Origin of the sequence: Paractinoplanes toevensis, from assembly GCF_018332695.1 — a bacterium.
In the GTDB taxonomy this organism is placed as follows: Bacteria; Actinomycetota; Actinomycetes; order Mycobacteriales; family Micromonosporaceae; genus Actinoplanes; species Actinoplanes toevensis.
Genome location: NZ_BOQN01000090.1, coordinates 42,286 through 61,415 on the forward strand (window position 1 = coordinate 42,286; position 19,130 = coordinate 61,415).

A 19,130-nucleotide genomic window follows, 5' to 3' on the forward strand; every position below is an offset into this window, starting at 1 on the left:
GCTCCCGAGTCAGCGCCGGAGCCAACCGGATAATTCCCAGAACTTGACAGAGGTACGCTCAACTTCATGACCGTACCTCTGGTGGTCGTCGACGGTGCCAACGTCGTCGGATCCGTCCCCGACGGCTGGTGGAAGGACCGCGCCGGCGCCGCGATCCGGCTGCGCGACCGCTTGTCGGCGATCATCGACGAGGGCCTGCCCGGCCTGCCCGGCCCGATCGAGGTCACCCTGGTCGTCGAGGGCAGGGCCAGGGAAATCCCGCAAGCCGGCAACGGGGTCACCCTCGAGAGGGCGACGCACTCCGGCGACGATGCCATCGTTGATCTGGTACGCCGTGAAGCCGGCCGCCAGATCGTCGTCGTCACCGCCGACCGGGGTCTGCGCGACCGCGTCCAGGCACTCGGCGCCGAGGTGCGCGGCCCGTCGTCGGTGCCCCGGCGTTAGCCGCATCACCTTCGCCACCTCTAGGCTGTCCCGGTGACCACCCCGGCAGACTCCGCGCCTCCGCCCGGCGTGACCTGCCACCAGCCGCCGTGGGGCCGCCGCGTGTCGGCGGCGGCGATGCTGATGCTCGCCCGGTGGGTCACGCCTGATCTTCCGCTCTACGGCAATGACCACGACCGGGCCGACTTCGCTCCCTGACCGCTGACCCGATTCAGCGCGTCCCCCTTTCCTGCTCATCGCCGGGAGCGATGTCATGCCCGCTGCCTCCGCCGTCCTGCGCGCGCCCCAGGTGCCGCTCGTCCTGATCGCCAGCCAGGTGGGCCGGCTGCCCACCGCGGCCGCGCCCCTCGCCCTGCTGCTGTTCGCCCGCCAGTCGGTCAGCCTCGCCGTGGCCGGCATCGTGGTGGCCGTCTTCACCGCCGGCATGGCCGTCACCGCCCCGCTGCTGGCCCGCGGCATCGACCGCTGGCGCCAGCCGCCGGTCCTCTACGGCTCGGCGTCACTGTCCGCCATCGGCTACCTGATCGCCGCCCTCAGCGACGGCCGTCCGGCGCCGCTGCTCGCCGGGGCCGCCCTGGCCGGCATGGGCACCCCTCCGCTGGAGGCCTGCCTGCGGGCGCTCTGGCCGGACCTGGTGCCGGCGGCCCACGTCACCGCCGCGTACGCCCTGGACATCGCCCTGCAAGAGGTGATCTTCGTGGTCGGCCCGCTGGTGACCCTGGCCGCCGTGGCGGCCGCCGGCCCGGCGGCCGCGCTGATCGTCGCGGCCGTCCTCCAGCTCGCCGGGGTGGCCGCCTTCGTGGCCGCCCCCGCCACCCGCCGCTGGCGCGGCCAACCGGCCCACCGGCACTGGGCCGGCCCGCTGCGCGTCCCCCGCCTGGCCACCCTGGTGCTGGGCATCGCCTGCGTCGGCGCCGCGGTGGGCAGCATCCCGGTCGTCCTCACCGGCTACGCCGAATCCGCCGGCGACCGCGGCCTGACCGGCTGGCTGCTGGCCTGCCAGGCGCTGGGTGCCCTGGTCAGCGGCCTGCTCTACACCCGGGCCAAGCCCGGCTCACTGCGCCGGCTTCCCCTGCTGGCGGCCTGCTTCACCGTGGCCTACCTGCCGCTGCTGCTGGTCCCGGCCCCCGGCCCGATGTACCTGCTGCAGTTCGTGAGCGGCTTCGGCCTGCCGCCGCTGCTGACCGCCGCGTTCCTCGCCGCCGACCGGCTGGCTCCGCCCGGCACCGCGGTCGAGGCGTTCGCCTGGATCTTCACCGCCTTCACCGTCGGCAGCGCCACCGGCGCCGCCCTGGCCGGCCCGCTGACCGACGCCTCGATCCGCACCGGCTTCGCCTTCGCCCCGATCGCCGGCCTCCTGGCCATCGCCGCGATGGCCGTCACCGCAGGCCGTCGGCCACCTGGCCGGCGGTGATGCCGCGCGGCAGCGTCTCCGGCCGGTCGTCCGCGAGCGGCCGGGCGGCGACGTCGGCCCAGACCGCGGCGAACGCCTCGAAAAGCTCCGGCGTGAGCCCGGCCGCCGCCTGGGACTGCGCGATCTCCCGCATCTCGGCGACGTAGCGGTGGGCCTTGGTCGAGGCGAGGGCCACCTCGTACGGGGTGCCGAAGCTCTCGCCCAGGTCGGCCATGACCGGGGCCAGGACGTCGTGCGCCGACGCTGCCCGGATCGCCTGCGTCATCAGGCCCATCAAACCCTTGTAGACCGAGGCCGTGGACATCTTCACCGCGCTCGCGGCACCGATCCGGTCGGAGACCACCTTCGGTACGGCGTGCGTCCACCGCAGGTCCGCGACCTCCGCGGCGCGGGGACCGGCGAGATAGATCTTCGCTCCGGGTCGTACGGTCGGCGGCGGGCCCGAGATGGAACCGTCCACGAAGTCGAAGCCGGCCGCGGTGACTACCTCGGCCACCGCGACGGCGGTGCCCGGGGCGACGGCGTTCAGGTCGGCCACGATCGGCCGGACGTTCCCCGGCCGCACGGCGACGCCCGGATCGGCGGCGATGTCGGCGGCCGCGGCCAGTGCGGCCCCGGGCGGCGTGATCACCAGGATCACGTCCGCCTCCGCCAGCACGTCGGCCGGGCGGGCAACGACCCGCAGGCCCGCCTCCGCGACCAGGCGCGCCGTCCGCTCCGATCGGCCCGCCGTCGAGGTGACCACGTCATGCCCGCCGGCCCGCAGAGCCCACCCCAGCCCCGACCCCATGTGCCCCGCCCCGACCAACCCGATGACCGTCATCCGAGGAACCTATCCCCGGCCACCCTCGAGTGTTGTGGCCACCCCTGTTGGCGATATTGTCAGTGGTAGTGTCCGGGGCATGACCGTGAGTATCTCCATCACGCTCGATGATGATCTGGGCGAGGAGCTCAACGCCGCTGTCGCCGGTGCCAACCGATCAGCCTTCGTGGCCGAGGCGATCCGGGAATACCTGGACACTCGCGCGGTCGCCGCCGCGGCTGCCTGGCACGCGTCCTTGACCGGCCCGGACGCCGAGGCCTTCACGGAGTTCAACGCCGAATGGTGATCCCGAAGCGCGGCGAGGTCGTCGACTACGCCATCGGGAGCCGACGGATCCGAGTCCTCGTCGTCAGCGCCGACGCCTACACCCGGGCGTACCCGGTCATCGTGATGGTCCACGACCGGGCCGACGGAGACGTGCCCGGCGTCCTCCTGCCGTTGCCGGGTGACCTCGCCGGCGGCGGCACCATCGACCTGACCCGCATCCGATTTGCCGACCCAGCGGCATTCGGGCATCGGCACGGTCGCATCAGCCCGGCTCTCGCCAGCAAAGTGGATCACGGACTGCGCCGTCTACTGGCGCTCTGAAGCCGGAGTGGAGATCACTCGCAGGGTTCATTCCTGTTCACTCAGTGGTCGGATCTCGGACAGGTGGGGAGCCTGGCCCGGGGTGGTCGTTGATGCTTCGGGCAAGCGCTCTCCCTGCTTTCGCAAAATCGGGCGTGCGCGGACAGCGAGGCAGGAAGGGGGCAGTAGGCTGACGGGAGTAGTCGGGTTCCGCACAGCAGGAGGCTGCACGGGTGGCCAGTGTCGCCGAGGTAAAAGCGGCCGTCGATGCCGCGCTCCAGCAGGTCAGCGAGGGGCAGGCGGCGATACAGGCGGCCCGGGAGAAGCTCGGCGAGGCGCAGCAGAGTCTGGCCGCCGCGCTCGACGGCAGCGGGAGCGACGCGGTCGGGTCGGCGCACTCGTCGCTGTCGCAGGCCGACCAGCAGTTGGAAGAGTGCCTCGGTGCCACCGCTCTCGCGGTCGAGCAGGCGCAAAACTACACGGCGATGCTCTGACGCGATGTCGCTGATCCAGGAACTCGGCGCCCAGCTTCGCGCCACCTCCGACGAGCTTCCCACCGGCCTGGTCACGGTCGCGATGGAGAAACTGCGCAGCGCCACCGAGATCCTCATGTGGGTGCGGGAGACGTCCGTCGACCCGGTGGGTGTGCCGCAACTGTCCAACGCGACCGAGGCGGCCGAGCGGGCCGCGGCGGCGCTGCGGATCGCGCAGGACGCCATCGCCGCCTACCTGGCGAGCGTCGGCCTGACCGGGGACGCGGCCGCGCCGCCCGACCAGGACTGGAAGGCCGGGCTGGAACGGCCCGAGGTCAAGCAGCAGGACGCCCCGCCGCCCGAGGAGAAGGAGAAGCTCGGGCCCTGGTGGCATCAGCGGGTCGCCCAGCTGACCGGCGAGCCGGCCCCCGAGCAGAGCAAGGAGCAGCAGCAACAGCAGGCCGACACCGCCGAGCTGCTGCGCCGGGTGGCGAGCGGGGTGCGGGCCGGCGACAAGGCCCGGCTCGGCCGCGACCTGCACTCGGCCAGTGCCGCGACCGGGCTGGCGCTCTCCGCGGTCACTCCCCCGGTGCTGCACCGGCTGGCCGGTGACCTGCTCGGCCACGAGCCGCGGCCGGAGGACGTCGACCGACTGCGGCAGGCGGCGTCCGGCCGGGTGCGGTCGCTGCTGCCGGGCACCTCGCCGGCGGTGCTGGACACACTGATCGCCCGGATCTGCCGGGTGCCGGTGGCCCAGCAGGGGCAGTCCGGGCATCCGGCCGACAACGCCGTCACGGCGGGCGTTCTCACCGGGGTGCTCCTGGCCCGGCTCGGCCGCGACGCCACCACGCTCGACCCGAACGCCCCCGAACCGTTGCGCCGCCCCGAGGCCGCCGACGCCAAATGAGAACGTTGATTGCCCATGTCTGAATCGACCACGCAGCAAGTCATGGACATCCGGGCCGGGATCTCGCACGCCCTCGGCGCGGCCGAAAATGCCCTGACCGCCGCCCAGTCCGCCTACGAGGCCGCCATCGAGCGGCGGGAACGCGTCGTGCAGGCCGCGATCGCCCGCCGCCGCAACGTCGCCGAGGCCCGCGACCAGCGGATGCGGGAGATCGACGAGCAGAGCCGGGACGACCTGGCCGCGTTCGCCGAGGCCGCCGCGCGGGCCGCCGACCGGGCCGCGCCCGGCGCCGCCGGTGACCCGTGGGACGACTGGCAACCGTCGCCCCTGGACACCGCTCCCGAGCTGCGGGTGGGCCGGTTGCTGCTGCCGCATCCGGAGGAGGTGCCGGCACTGGTGCCGCTGCTCGACCACGGGCACGTGGTGGTGCGCGGCGATCGTGCCTTCGGCGACGAGGTGGTCGCCGGGTTGCTGCTGCGGGCGCTGGGCACGGCCGCGCCGGGATCGCTCTCCCTGATCGGGTACGACCCGGAGCACCTGGGTGGCGGGCTGGCCCGGTTCGCCACGCTGGCGCCCGCGGGGGTGCTGCGGTTCGCCGGGCCGGGCGAGCTGAGCGCGCTGCTGGAAGAGCTGGTCGACCATGTGCGCCGGATCAACGAGACGGTCCTCGCCGGGGAGTACACCTCGCTGCGGGAGCTGGCCGCCGCGACGCACCGGCGGCCGGAGCCGTGGCGGGTTGCCGTTCTGCTGGGTGCGGGCGAGCTGAGCCGGGCCGACCAGACCCAGCTCCAGCGGCTGCTGCGCACCGGTGCGGCGGCCGGCGTGCACCTGGTCATCCAGGGCGTTCCGGTGCAGGCCGGGCCGGGGATCGAGTTCATCACGGCGCAACCGGGCGACGACGCGCGGATGAGCAGTGCGGGAGCTCTACCCGTACGGCTGGATGGTGGTCCGCCGCAGGCGGTGGTGGCCGCGGCCTGTCGCCGGATCGCCGAAGCCGTCGCGGCCGGGCCGGCCCCGGTGGCGCTGGACAGTCTGCTGCCGGCCGAGGTGTGGCAGGAGAGTTCGGCGACCGGGTTGTCGGCGCCACTCGGCGACAGCCCGCAGGGGGTGCCGGTGACCGTGACGCTGAGCGACTATCCGCCACACGCGTTGATCGCCGGGCCCTCGGGCACCGGCAAGACCAACCTGATCTACGCGTGGATGGGTGCGCTCGCGGCTCGGTACTCGCCTCAGGAACTGGCCTTCTATCTGCTGGACTTCAAGGAGGGGGTGTCGTTCGCCCGGTTCGCGCCGGGGCGGCGGGACCCGAGCTGGCTGCCGCACGTGCGGCTGGTCGGCGTCAACGTCAACACCGACCGTGAGTTCGGGCTGGCCCTGCTGCGGTTCCTCGGCGAGGAGCTGCGCCGCCGGGCCGACGCCGCGAAACGGTACGAGGTGACCAACCTGGCCGAGTTGCGGGCCGAGGACCCGGCCGGGCACTGGCCGCGGATCGTGGCGGTGGTCGACGAGTTCCAGGTGCTGCTGTCCGGCCGGGACGCGGTCGCCGCCGAGGCCGTCGACCTGCTGGAAGACCTCGCCCGGCGGGGGCGCTCGCAGGGCATCCACATGATCCTGGCGTCGCAGGACGTCTCCGGCATCGAGGCGCTGTGGGGCCGGCCGGCCCTGGTGGCCCAGTTCTCGCTGCGCATCGCCCTGCCCCGGGCGCGGCGGGTGCTGACCGAGACGAACACGGCCGCCGAGTCGCTGCCCCGCTACCACGCGGTGGTCAACGCCGACTCCGGCGCGACCGAGGCCAACAAGGTCGTCCGGGTGCCGGCGGCCGGCGACCGGGACCGGTGGAACGCCCTCCAGCACCGGCTGTGGCGCAGCCGGCCCGAGGGCGACGGCCCGCCCCGGCTGTTCGACGGTGACGTGATCCCCCGGCTGAGCGAGAGCCCGGACTTCAACCGGCTGGCCCCGGTCGAGGGCACCCCGGCGCCGACGGTGCTGCTCGGCGAGACCATCGACGTGGCGGCCCGGTCGGCGCGCACCGTGCTGCGCCGCGCGCCCGGCCGTAACCTGGCCATCCTCGGCACCCGCACCGAGGAGGCGTGCGCGATCCTGGCCACCGCCGGGGTGTCGCTCGCCGCGCAGTTCCCGCCGGACGGCGCCCGCTTCTCGATCCTCTGCCTCGATCCCGACGCCCGGCCGGCCGCCGAGGCCCTCTGCGAACGACTGCCGGACTGCGGGCTGTTCTGGGCGGACAACGCCGACTGGCTCCTCGAGGACGCCGCCTCGGAGGCGTCCGCATCCTGGCCGGCCGACCGGCCGCACTTCCTGATGATCTACGCGGCGGACGCGCTGCCCGGTGGCAAGGCCGTCGCCGACCAGCTGCGGACCATCCTCCGGCAGGGCCCGGAACGGCGGATCCACGTGCTGGGCTGGTGGCGCGGGGCGGGACTGCTGCGCGACGCACTCGGCGGGCACGCGTCCCGGACCGACCCGATCGGCGCCTGGGTGGCGCTGGACGTGCACGGCAGCGAGCTCGCCCCGTACTACCCGGGCGCCGGCGCGCCCGTCTGGTATCCGCGGCCGTGGCGGGCGCTGCACTTCGACCGCTCGGTGCATCGAGGCACCGAGGTGATCATCCCCTATGGACAACTATGAGCGACGTACAGCCGGCCGACTTCGAGACCGCCTCCTATCGCAGCGTGCTGCGGCGGTTGACCACCCTGGACGAGGAGGCGGCCAACCTTCGGGCCGAGGCGGTGCGCTGGCACGACGGCCGGGTGCAGGCCGCCGACGAGGCGGTCCGCAAGGCCGACGAGGCGCTGCGGGCGGCCAAGCTGGCGGCCGTGGACGCACAACGCACCATGGAGTCGGTGGACGCTCGGGCGGCCGGGCTGTGGTCGGAGTACGTGCACAAGGTCGGTCCGGTCGCCGAGCGGTTCGGCCGGGCCAAGCCGGCACCGGCGATTCCCCGCCAGCGCAGTGAGAAGGACGCTCTCGACTATCTGGACGAGGTCGCCACCAAGGTGAAATACACCGCACCGGCCCGGCCGATCACGTTCGGGGTGAAGACGCTGTTCGGGCTGTTCGGGTTCGCCGGCGGGCTGATCGGGGCGGTGGTGTTCCGGGTGCTCCGGCAGAACGCCGAGGGCGGGCAGACCGGCACCTGGCGGGACGCCCTGCCGGTGGTCGCGCTGGTGGTGCTGCTGGCCTGCCCGATCCTCGCGGTGGTCGCCGCGAAGCGGGTGGCCGACCGCCGGGGCGTCGGGCTCGACGTCGCGACGGTCACCACGGTGCTGCTCACCGGCCTGGCGACGGCCGGCTTGATCCTCGCCGTGGGCGGGATGGGTTAGCGGCCGGGCCCGCCCGGCGCGGGCGCGCGGAGGGTGAGTCCCGCCCGGCTGGAACCGAGTGCCACGGGGCCTCTCCCTCCGCGTACGGAAAAAGCAGCGGAAGTGAACCGCTAGACCGGGACCACCAGGGCCTCGCGGAGCAGGCGGCGGGTCAGGACCAGGCGGTCCTCGTCGGTGTCCAGGAGCAGCTCGCCGACCCGGGTGGGTTCGCCGCCGAGGGCCTGCCGCAGCGCGGCGGCGCAGTAGGCCGGGAAGCGCAACGTGCGGCCGGTCAGCCGGAGCACGACGTGGTCGGGACCGTCCTCGGCGAGCCGCCAGCGCAGGCCGCCGCGGGCCTCGATCGTGTCGGCCGGGGTGAGCGCGTCGGCGAAGTCCAGCTGGGCCAGGGGCGACACCGGCGCCGGGCGGGCCGAGGGCCAGTCCCGTTCGCGCAGCCGATCGGCGATCTCGGCCGGGGTGCTGGTGGCGAGCCAGTCGCGCAGCGCCTCGACGGTCTCGGTCAGCTCCGGCTCGACCGCGTCGGGGTCGGTCACGTCGAGGCCGAACGGCAGCGTGGCGCGGAGCCGGGCGTCCTGGGCGGCCATCGCGAGCAGCTCCTCCACCAGGGCGTACCTGGTCAGCGAGCGGACGCCGAAGGTCAGGTGCAGCGAGCGGGTGCCCTGGGCCTGCGCCGAGTGCAGCCAGCCGCGCGGCAGGTAGAGGGCGTCGCCGGGGGCGAGGACCACGTCGAGGGCCGGTTCGCCGGCGGCGGTCGCGGCGACCTCGTCGGCCCGGCCGCCCCACGCCTGCTTCTCCAGGGGGTCGGCGAGCACCGGCTCGTGGATGCGCCACCGCTTGGTGCCGTCGACCTGGAGCACGAACACGTCGTGGGTGTCGTAATGGGTGCTGAAGCCCTGGCCGGCCGGGGGCGTCAGGTACGCGTTGACCTGCAGCGGGCGGCGCAGTTCGGTGCCGAGCCGCCGGGCGAAGTCGATCAGCGGCGGCCAGATCCGGTGCAGGCCCTGCAGGACCAGGGTGGCGCCGCCGGCGTAGAGGCGCATGACTTCGTCGTCGACGACCTGGTCGCCGATCTCGGCGCCGGCCCCGCCGGAGCCGGTGAACTCGGCGGCCGGGAGCACCTTCCCCTGCCGCGCGACCCGCAGGAACGGGGTGCGCAGGCCGCGCCGGCTGAGCAGCTCGTCGACGGCGGCCGGGGACAGCAGATCGGCGAAACCGTCCGGGTCGGCGGCCCGGCAGAGCAGGGGCGCGCGGCCCCAATGCGCGGCCGCGAACTTGGCCGGTTCGATCGTGGCGACACGTGCGAGTGCCGGGCGGTCGGTAACCCCGCCCGGCGCCTCGAAAGTCATGCCGCGGAACCGTCGGCGCCGCCGTCGTGGCCGTCGGGGTTCGCGCCGCCGTCGGCCGGGCCCTCGCCCGCCGAGCCGTCCGCGCCGCCGTCGTGGCCGGCCGGGTTGGCGCCGCCGTCGGCCGGGCCCTCGCCGCCCGCGGAACCGTCCGCGCCGCCGTCGTGGCCGGCCGGGTTCGCGCCGCCGTCCGCCGGGCCTTCCCCGCCCGCGGCGGTGCCGGTGGTGATGTCGTCGTCGCTGAGTGACATCGCGATCTCCTCGTTGTCGTTGCGGTGGAGACCTCGCCATACCCCTGGTTGATCACGTTTAACCTTGGGTATTTGTGCTCCGTGCTGAAGGTGGGAACGTCGGGGTGGCAGTACCGGGACTGGAAGGACCGGTTCTACGCCGGGGTGCCGCAAAAGCGCTGGCTGGAGCATTACGCCGAGCACTACTCGACGGTCGAGGTCAACAACGCCTTCTACCGGCTGCCGGAACGTGACACGTTCGAGCAGTGGCGTAAGCGGACGCCGGACGACTTCGAGATCGGCGTCAAGATGAGCCGCTACCTCACCCACGTCAAGCGGCTGCGGGAGCCGGCCGAGCCGGTGGCCCGGTTCATGTCCCGGGCCGAGGCGCTGGAGGGGAAGCTGGGACCGGTGTTGCTGCAGTTGCCGCCGACCCTGCGGGCCGACCCGGACGCGCTGGACCGGACGCTGAAGGAGTTCCCGCGCGGTGTGCGGCTCGTGGTCGAGCCCCGGCACCCGTCGTGGTTCACCGACGAAACCCGCAAGATCTTGGAGAGGTACGCCGCGGCACTGTGCTGGGCCGATCGGAAGGGACGACCGCTGGGCCCGCTGTGGACCACCGCCGATTTCGGCTATCTGCGGATGCACGAGGGCCGGGCGAACCCGTGGCCGCGCTACGGCCGTACCGCCCTGAAGAGCTGGCTCGATCGGCTGGCCGGCTGCTCCCGCGCGTACGTCTTCTTCAACAACGACCCCGGCGGCGCGGCAATCGTCGACGCCGACGCGATGATCGCGCTAGCCCTCAAGTAGCTCGATGAGCGTGGACGCATTGCGCTGGGCGTAGTCCGAGTAACAGTTGTTCATGAAGACCTGGGTCCTGTCCGCCTTGTCGGACAGGTCGCGCAAACGAGGCGCCCACTCCGCGAGCTCCTTCGCGGAGTACTCGTAGCCGAACTTCTCGTGGATGTCCTTGCTCGTCCACTTGTCGCTGTGGCCGTGGAATCGGACCACCGCGATGTCGGCCGTCGCCTCGACGATCGGCGGGACCGACGACTTGTGGCCCTGCGGCATGTCCACGCAGACGAACGGCAGCCTGTGGTTGCGCAGGAAGTCGAGGGTCTCGTTGCGGTTGGCGCCCTCGAACCAGGACGCGTTGCGCAGTTCGAAGACGGCGCGCAGCGGCTTGCAGCGGGCCGCGACCTCGAGAAGGTATTCCTTGTTGGACTTGCGGATGCCGAACCACGGCGGGAACTGGAAGAGCACCGCCCCGAGCTTCCCGGCCTCCTGCAACGGGTCCAGCGCCGAGAGGAATCGGCTCCAGACCTCCTCGTACGCCTGGGGTGGGAGATCGTCGGGGTAGATGTTCTTCTTGTCGGTCTCCGGGCGCAGGTCCTTGTAGATCGCCGACACCTTGGTCGGGTGGCCGGTGAGCAGGCTGAACGCCTTGATGTTGAAGGTGAAGTCGTCCGGCGTGCGCTGCGCCCACAGCTTGGTGGTCTGCTCGGCCGGCGGGCCGTAGTAGGTCGAGTCGACCTCGACGACCGGGAACTGCTTGGCGTAATAGGCGAGCCGTTTCTCGGGGTCGTCCGCGGACGCGGGATACCAGCCGGACGCCAGCAACGTCCGGTCGGTCCAGGAGGCCGTGCCGACCTCGATCGTGCCCATCGGCTCCTTCAGATACGTCGGGTCCGCCGCGGCCGGCGGCGGACCCCCTCTGTCCTCGACTCAGCTGGCCCGGCGTTCCCGGTTCGACTTGCAGTGCACGCACGAGGTGGCCGAGGGGAAAACCTCCAGCCGCTCCACCGGGATCGGGTTGGAGCAACCCTCACAGTTGCCGTACGTGCCGTCGTCGAGCCGCTGCATGGCGTGCTCAGCCTGCGTCCGCCTGTCCAGCAGGGTGCGCAGGAGCGACGTGGCGGCGTCGCGCTCGGCCGTCTTGGACCCGCTGTCGGCCTGGTCGTCACCGGCGGCGTCGCCGATCTCGACGAGGCGGAGCTTGTGGTTCTCGGCGAGAGCCGTTTCGTACTCGGCGTTCAGGTCATCGAACCGGCCCCGAAGGATCGACCGAATCTGCTCGATCTCCTCGGTCGTGCGGCCCTTGGCGGCGCCCTTACCCGTGATAACCGCTCCATTGACGAGCATGCGCTCCCCCTGCCCTTCCTCTGCCCCTGCCGACGGGTGCCCCGCGAACCGGCCCATCGCACCGTGGGCCCGGCTGATACCCGTCGCCGGAGGTCCCAAACCGGGTCCCCGCTAAAAAAGTAACCGGAGCATAACTGTCAGTGGTCGACTCCGCCACAGACTCGCTTCACCAACTCGTCTCACTCACGTGAGACGACCAGAGCCGGACGCCTCGGATCGTCGAGCCGGACCACCATGTCGGCGAAGCCGGCCGGGCCGACCTCCTCGGCGTACCGCTCGAAGGCCGGCAGGGTCCACTCCTGGCCAGGTGGGGTGCGGCGGCGCAGGGCGGCCGGGGTCAGCTCGAGATGCACGGTGAAATCGAACTCGAGGCCGCCGCCGAGCAGGACCGGGCCGCTGACCAGCACGACGGTGCCGGGCGAGAGCGGGTGATAGGGCTCACGCGCGGCCCGGTCGGTCCCGGCGTTCCAGAATCGGGTCAAGATCTTCCCGGAACCGCCCGGGCCGGCCGGGGTGAGGACCTCGCGAGCCAGGGCCGCCTCGTCGAACCAACCGGCGTAGAACGAGTCCGGGTTGGTGCGGCCCCGCTCCAGACGCAGCGAGGCGGGCCGGAGGAAGTCGGCGGTGTCCACCCGTACCGCCGGGCGACCACCGGCCCGCAGCGGGTCGACCAGGGCGTCGGCGAGCCTCGCCGGGTCGGCCGCCGCGGGACCGTCGATGCCGACTCGCAGGAAACTGTCAGCTTCCCGACTCACTATGTGGGAAACCAACTCGTCGACGAGACCCTCGACGGAAACCGGACGCACGCGCACGCCCGGCAACGCTACTCGTGTGTCGAAACAACCACCTGGGCGTCGTCGGACAGGCGGTAACCCACCCCGTAGACGGTGGTGATCACCGGAACGCCGCCGCCGAGCTTGAGGCGCAGCCGGCGGACGTGCACGTCGACCGTGCGCTCGCCGGTGTGCTCGTAACCCCAGACGCCGGCCAGCAGCTGGCCGCGGGTGAAGACCCGGCGGGGCCGCTCGGCCAGGAACAGCAGCAGATCGAACTCGAGCCGGGTCAGCGGCAGGACCTCGCCGTCGAGCAGCACCTGCCGGGAACCGGTCAGCATGCGCACCTCGGGGCCGTCCTGAGCGGACGGGGTGGCCGGGGCGGCCGGCTCGACCGTGATCGTGCCCTGGCTGATCTCCACGAGCTCGCGGACGGCCTCGATCAGGCGGTGGGCCTGCGGGGTGAGTGCGTCGGTGGTGAGCGGGATGGCGACCGTCACGGTCAACGCGGGGTCGGCGGGCCGGCGTGGTCCGGCGCCGCGGCCCGGACCTGTGACATGGCGGTTGACACGAGGCGACAGCGCGCTTACCGGCATTAGAGAAGAGCCCCCTGAAATTGCATGGTCGGTAACCGTATATGCACCGATCACCCTCCGTAAATACGCGGAAGATAATTCCGCTACGGTCGATGCCCGGTCAAGACGGCAACCACACTGTGGGAAAATTGTTCCACATCGGCTCCGACCGACAGAAATGCATTCTGAGAACGGATTCTGTCAGTCTGTTTAATAAAAAGTTGTACCGCACGACAAACATGTCGTGACAGGGAACACCTAGGACAGTCGCCACATCTGCACGAATCAACACCGGCGAATGGAAAAAGAGGATCCCCGCACAGCAAAGGCTGTGCGGGGATCTGGAATGCTTCAGTTTCCGCCGGAGAGGCGACGGCCCACGGCCGCGATCAAACGGTCCAACTCGGAGCCGAACGGGTTGTCGTGCACCAGGTAGGTCCACGTCGCGGTGGGCCGGACGATCTCGGAGCGCTCCGGTTCCCAGCCGTCGGTGAGATCGGTTTCCTCGAATGTCGCGATGGTGCGGGCCTCGATCTCGGTGAACACCTTCTGGAAAGCCGGCACCGCTGCCCGGTGGAACTCGTCGAGCGGGTCCAGCTTGCCCAGGGCACGCAGGTGCACACCCTCACGCACCTCGTTCAACTCGGCCAGGTGCTCGGCCCAGAGCCGGTCCAAATGGTAGAGCGCGATCGCCCGGGCCGCGTCCGACAGGATGTCCTCGTCGGTCTCCTTGGCCTTCTCCGGCGACCGCTCGAGCAGCATGATCGCGGCGACCTCGGAGGTGAGCAGCCGCTCCCGGCGCTCGGCCATGGCGATCCGCTGCTGCTCGATGACCACGCTGTAGCGCCAGGTGTTGCGGTGGATCTCGTGGTTGACGCCCTCGGCGACCCGCTGGGCGTGCTCCACCGCGTACTCCACCTGGTCGTCGTGGACGACGCCGTCGATGTCCATCCGCGGCGACCGCGGCAGCGCGTCACCGGCATGCCGGGTGACCAGCTCGTCCTCGAGGCTGACGAAGAACACCGAGCGGCCCGGGTCACCCTGCCGGCCGGCCCGGCCACGAAGCTGGTCGTCGACCCGGCGGCTGTCGTGCCGGCCCGCGCCGATCACATAGAGGCCGCCGAGCTCGACGACCGCGTCCCGGTCGGCCTCGTCGGAACCGCCCAGACGGATGTCGACACCACGGCCGGCCATCTGGGTCGAGACGGTGACCGCGCCGAGCGCGCCCGCCTCGGCGATGATCGACGCCTCCTCGGCGTCGTTCTTCGCGTTCAGCACGTTGGACGGCACACCCGCCGCGGCCAGCTGCTTGGCCAGCAGCTCGGACGCCTTCACGTCGAGGGTGCCGACCAGCACCGGGCGGCCCTTCTCGTGGGCCAGCTTGATCTCCTCGACCAGGGCCTCGTCGCGGGTGTCGTGCGCCGAGTAGATGCGGTCGTCGTCGTCCTCGCGGATGTTCTCCGCGTTGGACGGGATGACCGCGACCTCGAGATCGAAGTACTCCCGGAGCTGCTCGCCGACGTGCACCGCGGTCGCGGTCATACCGCACACCGTCTGGTAGAGGGCGATGAACGCCTGCACGGTGATCGTGTCGAGGACCTCGCCCTCGGCGGTGGCGGTCAGCCCCTCCTTGGCCTCCACGGCCGACTGCAGGCCGTCCGGCCAGCGGCGGCGCTGGGCCACCCGGCCGCGCATCTCGTCGATCAGCTCGACCGTGCCGTTCCGCACGATGTAGTCGACGTCGCGGCGCAGCAGAGCCTCGGCGTGCAGCGCCACGTTGACCGCGGACAGCTGCTCGACCTGGTCGTCGGCGTACAGATCGACGCCGCCCAGTTTCTCCTCGATGCGCTTGAGGCCGACGTCGGTGAAGGCGACGCTGCGGCCGTCCTCGCCGATCTCGTAGTCCTTGCCGTTGCGCAGGTCGCGGACCAGCTCGGCGGCCTCGTGCACCGGGTCGCTCTCGGTCAGCACCGAACCGGCCAGGACCATCGGCACCCGGGCCTCGTCGATCAGGATCGAGTCGGCCTCGTCGACGATCGCGGTGGCCAGCTCGCGCTGCACCCGGTCTTCCACATCGGTGACCAGCTGGTCGCGCAGGTAGTCGAAGCCGGCCTCGGAGACCGACACGTAGGTGATGTCGGCCAGGTAGGCCTCGCGGCGCTCGGCCGGTGTGGACGCCTCGGTCACCCAGCCGACGCTCAACCCGAGCAGCTTGAAGACCGGCTCCATCCACTCGGCGTCGCGGCGGGCCAGATAGTCGTTGACGGTCAGCACGTGCACCGGGCCGTGGCCCAGCCGCACATGCCCGTACGCCGCGACGGCCGCGGTCAGCGTCTTGCCCTCACCGGTGGCCATCTCGGCGACCTTGCCGGAGAGCAGCGCCATCGCGCCGAGCAGCTGAACGTCGTACGGCCGCTGCTCGAGAGCTCGCCAGGCGGCCTCGCGGCCGACCGCGCAGATCTCGGTGTAGTCCTTCGCCTCGGCGGCCGCCGCGGTCAATGCCTCATCGTCGAGCTCACGGAGCGCCTCTTCACGAGCATCGATCGCCGGAAGCCGCTTGCGGAACGGCGCCAGGTCGACCGTCGTGCCCGGACGCTGCAGAAACTTGCGGAACCGGCTCTTCAGCCGCTGCGACACACCCATGGCGGGCTACGGTACTTCATCTAGCTGAAAGCGTGGTCACGACACCAGCAGCTGATGGGTCGCCAACTCTCGGTACAGGGGGCTTTCGTCGAGAAGTTCGGCGTGCGGCCCGGCGGCGACCACGCGGCCCTCGTCAATCACGACGATCCGGTCAGAATCCACCACGGTGCTCAGCCGGTGCGCCACCACGATCAGCGTGCGCCTGGTCGCGGCGGACGCGATCGCGTCGCGCAGGGCCGCCTCGTTGCGCGCGTCGAGATTGCTGGTGGGCTCGTCGAGCAGCAGGATCGGCGCGTTGGTGAGCAGCGTCCGGGCGATCGCGAGGCGCTGCCGCTCCCCGCCGGACAGCAGCACGCCACCCTCACCCACCTGCACGTCGAGCCCCTTGGGGCTGCGCTCCACCAGTCCACTCAGATTGACCTCGGCCAGCGCGGCCAGCAACTCGGTGTCGGTGGCGGCCGGCGCGGTCAGCAGCAGATTGTCGCGCAGCGTGCCGGCCAGCACCGGAGCCTCCTGCTCGACGTAGCCGAGCCGGGCCCGCAACGCCGATCGCGGCATCTCCCGCACGTCGATCCCGTCGACCAGGATCCGGCCGCCGCTGACCTCGTAGAAACGCTCGATCAGGGCGAGCACCGTCGATTTGCCCGCGCCCGACGGCCCGACCAGTGCGATCCGGTTGCCCCGCGGCACCTCGAACGAGACGTCGTGCAACACCGGGCTTTCGCCCGGATAGCGGAAAGAAACGCGATCGAACGCGACGGCCACCGACCGGGGCACGCTTTCCTGCTGCGTACGGGTGGAATCGCCGGCCGTCTCCACGGGCACCTCGAGGATCTCCTCGATCCGCTGCAGAGCACCCAGCCCGGTCTGCAACTGCCGGTACGCGTGCAGCGCCTGGCCGAGCGGCATCGCCAGGAAGAACAGGAACAGGATGAACGCCACCAGACTGCCCACGCTGATCGCCCCCGACGCGACCCGGACCCCGCCCACCCCGAGCACCAGCAGGAACGCGCCCTGGATCGCGGTGTCCGACACCGGGCCGACGATCGCCTCGAGCCGGGCCAGCCGCATGCCCGCCGCGTACGCCTCCTCGGCTCCCCTGGCCACCGCGGTGGCCTCCCGCTCCTCGGCCCGGCTCGCCCGGATCGTGCGGGCCGCCGAGATCGCCCGCTCCACCGCCGAGGTCATCTCGCCCAGCCGGGCCTGCGCCTGCTCGGAGAGCCCGCGCGTGCGCCGGGAGGCGGAGATCGCCACCGCCATGCCCACCAGCAGGGCGACCAGCGCCACCGCCAGCAGCGCCGGGTCGAGCACCGCCATCGCGATCAGGGCGCCGGCCACCATCACCACACCCGTGACGATCTCGAACATGCCCGACGTGACCACCACCCGCAGCAGAGTGGTGTCGGCGCCGACCCGGGACAGCAGGTCACCGGTGCGGCGGCGGTCATACTCGGCGATCGGCAGCATCAGCAGGTGCCGGGCCAGGCGCCGGCGGGTGGTCAGCACCACGCCCTCGCCGGTGCGCTGCAACAGATAGTCCCGGACGGCGCGCAGCGCGGCCCCCACCAGCAGCAGGGCGACCAGCAGAACCACCGGCCCGGCGACCGCGCGATGATCGGTGACCCGGTCCAGCACGTCCCGCACCAGCACCGGCTGCACCAGCGACGCACCCGCCGCGAACAGGGACAGCACACCGACCGCGACGAGGGTGCCGCGATGGTGACGCAGATAGGGCAGCAAGGCCCGTAACCCGACCCGGCCTGCTGACATGTGCCCGAGAGTAGCTCTCCGATGCATCACCTGGCCGGACGGTCTGACGTTTGCATGGTGAATAGGGCGGGCACAGAGTTCACTCACGCGGTTGCGGTTGCGATCCTGGTTCGGGAAGTTCGGGAAGGGAGACGATTTGCACAGTCAACTCGTCTGCCGACCCCTCCGCGACCGGCCCGTGGCGCTGCTCCGGCTCAGCGGCACCCTCGACCCGATGACCGGCGACGCCCTGCAACTAGCCGTGCGGCACAGCCTGGCCACCGAACCCAACCGTCTGTTACTCGACGTGTCCGGGCTGCAGATCGGCGATCCGCGCGGCCTGACCGCGCTCAGTGCCGTGGTCTGCCAGACCGCCGACTGGCCGGACGTGCCGATCGTGCTGTGCGGCGCGTCCCCCGAGACCGCGGCCGTCATCCAGGCCGCCCCCGAATGCGCCGAACTGAGCTTCGCCCCCGACTGCGAGGCCGCCCTGGCCCAGGCCGGCTCCGAGCCGGTGCCGCCGGAGGTGCGGATCCGGCTGCGCCCGGTCCCCGACGCCTGCCGCCAGGTGCGACAGTTGGTCACCCAGGCCTGCGACGCGTGGCAACGCTCCGACCTGTCCGGCACGGCTTCACTGATCGCCACCGAGCTGGTGGCCAACGTGGTCCGGCACGCCCACACGACGATGGAGTTCACGTTCGGGCTACGCGACGGCCGCCTGCGCATGAGCGTCCGCGACGGAAGCCGCCGCATGCCGAAGCCGGCCGACCCGGACCTCTCCTCGCCGGGCGGCCGAGGCCTGTGGCTGGTCCGAGACCTGACCGACGCGTGGGGCGTCCTGCCGGTAAGCGACGGCAAGGTCGTCTGGACCCGCCTGAGCAAAGCCGCCTGACCCACCCCGCCTGGTCGTCCAACTCGCTCGGCCAGCCCGGCCCACTCAGCCCGGCCCAGCCCGCTCGGTCCGCTCAGCCCGCTCGGTCCGCTCAGCCCGCTCGGTCCGCTCAGCCCGGCCCAGCCCGCTCGGTCCGCTCACCCCGGCCCAGCCCCGCTCGGTCCGCTCAGCCAGGGCCGGGCCAGCCAGCCCAGTCGATCAGCCTGGCCCGCCAGTCCCGCTCAGCTCGGCGGGCTCAGCTCAGCCCGCGCAGTTCGCACGACCTTGGCCGCCTTTGTAGCGATTTGGCAATTCGACGCTCGCTGATGCGCCGCCCTGGCCCCTCCCACCCGCTCCTTTTCCCGATCTTGCGAACTTGCTGCGCTGTGCTGACAGCAGATCGACGAGGTCGAGCCGAGAAGGGGCCAGTGGGGGTCATTTAAGCGACATGTCAGGTTTTTCCGCGCGTGCGGGATCCAAGATGTGGAATCCCTGGCCAGGCTATGGAACCCGGCTCGCGATGTGGGACGCAGGCTCAGGATGCGAGAGCAGCGGCCAATATGCGGGCATCAGCCGGGAGCGAAGGTGGCGCATTGCCGCACAGGTCCGTTCTGGGCCCGGCGGCGTCCGACCGGAGCCCGGTCACCGGGCAGATCCTGGCCAAGGACCATGCCGACCTTGCTTCACCGACCCCTGAACCTACCCAGGCCGGGCCGCTTCCAGCCCCACCGATTCAGCCGGGCCGCTCCCCGCCTGACCGCTCTCAGGCCGGCCGCTCAGGCAGGGCGACTCAACCCGGGCCGCTCAACCCGGGCCGCTCAAGCCGGACCGCTCA

Annotated in this window: 20 protein-coding genes; 11 read left to right on the plus strand and 9 right to left on the minus strand. The window is 71.8% G+C overall.

Annotation, left to right across the window (positions count from 1 at the left end; all coding sequences use genetic code 11):
- Window positions 1–66: 66 nt before the first annotated feature.
- The 3 genes from Ato02nite_RS35055 to Ato02nite_RS35065 are packed head-to-tail and all read left to right on the plus strand — an operon-like array spanning window position 67 to window position 1,858.
- Window positions 67–444, plus strand: coding sequence for a PIN domain-containing protein (locus tag Ato02nite_RS35055; RefSeq protein WP_213010972.1), 378 nt, complete (start codon window positions 67–69; stop codon window positions 442–444).
- A gap of 33 nt (window positions 445–477) precedes the next feature.
- Complete coding sequence (locus tag Ato02nite_RS35060) at window positions 478–642, plus strand: hypothetical protein (protein WP_213010973.1); 165 nt, start codon at window positions 478–480, stop codon at window positions 640–642.
- 55 nt (window positions 643–697) lie between these two features.
- Window positions 698–1,858 (plus strand): MFS transporter, encoded by a 1,161-nt coding sequence (locus Ato02nite_RS35065; protein ID WP_246607838.1) that lies wholly within the window; start codon window positions 698–700, stop codon window positions 1,856–1,858.
- On the opposite strand, the gene Ato02nite_RS35070 is transcribed toward Ato02nite_RS35065, so the two are convergent.
- Complete coding sequence (locus Ato02nite_RS35070; RefSeq protein WP_213010974.1) at window positions 1,824–2,681, minus strand: NAD(P)-dependent oxidoreductase; 858 nt, start codon at window positions 2,679–2,681, stop codon at window positions 1,824–1,826. The genes Ato02nite_RS35065 and Ato02nite_RS35070 overlap by 35 nt on opposite strands.
- A gap of 79 nt (window positions 2,682–2,760) precedes the next feature.
- On the opposite strand from Ato02nite_RS35070, the gene Ato02nite_RS35075 reads away from it, so the two are divergent.
- The 6 genes from Ato02nite_RS35075 (at window position 2,761) to Ato02nite_RS35100 (ending at window position 7,969) form a co-directional block, all read left to right on the plus strand.
- Window positions 2,761–2,967 (plus strand): CopG family ribbon-helix-helix protein, encoded by a 207-nt coding sequence (locus Ato02nite_RS35075; RefSeq protein ID WP_213010975.1) that lies wholly within the window; start codon window positions 2,761–2,763, stop codon window positions 2,965–2,967.
- Window positions 2,961–3,269 carry a putative type II toxin-antitoxin system PemK/MazF family toxin gene (locus tag Ato02nite_RS35080; protein ID WP_213010976.1) on the plus strand — a complete coding sequence of 103 codons (309 nt, stop codon included), beginning with the start codon at window positions 2,961–2,963 and terminating at the stop codon, window positions 3,267–3,269. The genes Ato02nite_RS35075 and Ato02nite_RS35080 overlap by 7 nt, the downstream gene beginning before the upstream one ends.
- Window positions 3,270–3,481: 212 nt before the next feature.
- A complete protein-coding gene (locus Ato02nite_RS35085) occupies window positions 3,482–3,742 on the plus strand; it encodes a hypothetical protein (protein ID WP_213010977.1) in 261 nt (86 codons plus the stop codon).
- Window positions 3,743–3,746: 4 nt separating this feature from the next.
- Window positions 3,747–4,628: a hypothetical protein gene (locus Ato02nite_RS35090; RefSeq protein ID WP_213010978.1), complete on the plus strand. Its 882-nt coding sequence runs from the start codon at window positions 3,747–3,749 to the stop codon at window positions 4,626–4,628.
- 15 nt (window positions 4,629–4,643) lie between these two features.
- Window positions 4,644–7,274 (plus strand): FtsK/SpoIIIE domain-containing protein, encoded by a 2,631-nt coding sequence (locus tag Ato02nite_RS35095; protein ID WP_213010979.1) that lies wholly within the window; start codon window positions 4,644–4,646, stop codon window positions 7,272–7,274.
- Entirely contained in the window at window positions 7,271–7,969 is a 699-nt protein-coding gene (locus Ato02nite_RS35100) for a hypothetical protein (protein WP_213010980.1), read from the plus strand. The genes Ato02nite_RS35095 and Ato02nite_RS35100 overlap by 4 nt, the downstream gene beginning before the upstream one ends.
- 110 nt (window positions 7,970–8,079) lie before the next feature.
- On the opposite strand, the gene Ato02nite_RS35105 is transcribed toward Ato02nite_RS35100, so the two are convergent.
- Both Ato02nite_RS35105 and Ato02nite_RS35110 read right to left on the minus strand, forming a co-directional pair.
- Window positions 8,080–9,315 carry a cupin domain-containing protein gene (locus Ato02nite_RS35105; RefSeq protein WP_213010981.1) on the minus strand — a complete coding sequence of 412 codons (1,236 nt, stop codon included), beginning with the start codon at window positions 9,313–9,315 and terminating at the stop codon, window positions 8,080–8,082.
- The gene (locus Ato02nite_RS35110) at window positions 9,312–9,563 is read right to left on the minus strand and encodes a BatC protein (protein WP_213010982.1); all 252 of its coding nucleotides are present in this window, start codon (window positions 9,561–9,563) and stop codon (window positions 9,312–9,314) included. The genes Ato02nite_RS35105 and Ato02nite_RS35110 overlap by 4 nt, the downstream gene beginning before the upstream one ends.
- An 81-nt stretch (window positions 9,564–9,644) precedes the next feature.
- Between Ato02nite_RS35110 and Ato02nite_RS35115 the strand changes: the two genes are divergently transcribed.
- Window positions 9,645–10,352: a DUF72 domain-containing protein gene (locus Ato02nite_RS35115; protein WP_213010983.1), complete on the plus strand. Its 708-nt coding sequence runs from the start codon at window positions 9,645–9,647 to the stop codon at window positions 10,350–10,352.
- Here Ato02nite_RS35115 and Ato02nite_RS35120 read toward each other — a convergent pair.
- The 6 genes from Ato02nite_RS35120 to Ato02nite_RS35145 form a co-directional block, all read right to left on the minus strand.
- Complete coding sequence (locus Ato02nite_RS35120; RefSeq protein WP_213010984.1) at window positions 10,338–11,207, minus strand: DUF72 domain-containing protein; 870 nt, start codon at window positions 11,205–11,207, stop codon at window positions 10,338–10,340. The two genes, Ato02nite_RS35115 and Ato02nite_RS35120, sit on opposite strands and share 15 nt — an antisense overlap.
- 60 nt (window positions 11,208–11,267) lie before the next feature.
- Entirely contained in the window at window positions 11,268–11,684 is a 417-nt protein-coding gene (locus Ato02nite_RS35125; RefSeq protein WP_213010985.1) for a TraR/DksA family transcriptional regulator, read from the minus strand.
- Between the two features lie 179 nt (window positions 11,685–11,863).
- Window positions 11,864–12,496 carry a nucleoside/nucleotide kinase family protein gene (locus Ato02nite_RS35130; RefSeq protein ID WP_213010986.1) on the minus strand — a complete coding sequence of 211 codons (633 nt, stop codon included), beginning with the start codon at window positions 12,494–12,496 and terminating at the stop codon, window positions 11,864–11,866.
- Window positions 12,497–12,507: 11 nt separating this feature from the next.
- Window positions 12,508–13,053 carry a winged helix-turn-helix domain-containing protein gene (locus Ato02nite_RS35135; protein ID WP_213010987.1) on the minus strand — a complete coding sequence of 182 codons (546 nt, stop codon included), beginning with the start codon at window positions 13,051–13,053 and terminating at the stop codon, window positions 12,508–12,510.
- Window positions 13,054–13,383: 330 nt separating this feature from the next.
- On the minus strand, window positions 13,384–15,675 hold the full coding sequence (gene secA2, locus Ato02nite_RS35140; protein ID WP_213010988.1) for an accessory Sec system translocase SecA2: 2,292 nt from the start codon (window positions 15,673–15,675) through the stop codon (window positions 13,384–13,386).
- Window positions 15,676–15,711: 36 nt separating this feature from the next.
- Entirely contained in the window at window positions 15,712–17,445 is a 1,734-nt protein-coding gene (locus Ato02nite_RS35145) for an ABC transporter ATP-binding protein (protein WP_213010989.1), read from the minus strand.
- Window positions 17,446–17,623: 178 nt separating this feature from the next.
- Here Ato02nite_RS35145 and Ato02nite_RS35150 point away from each other — a divergent pair, with 178 nt between their 5' ends.
- Window positions 17,624–18,316 carry an ATP-binding protein gene (locus Ato02nite_RS35150; protein WP_246607840.1) on the plus strand — a complete coding sequence of 231 codons (693 nt, stop codon included), beginning with the start codon at window positions 17,624–17,626 and terminating at the stop codon, window positions 18,314–18,316.
- Window positions 18,317–19,130 lie beyond the last annotated feature (814 nt).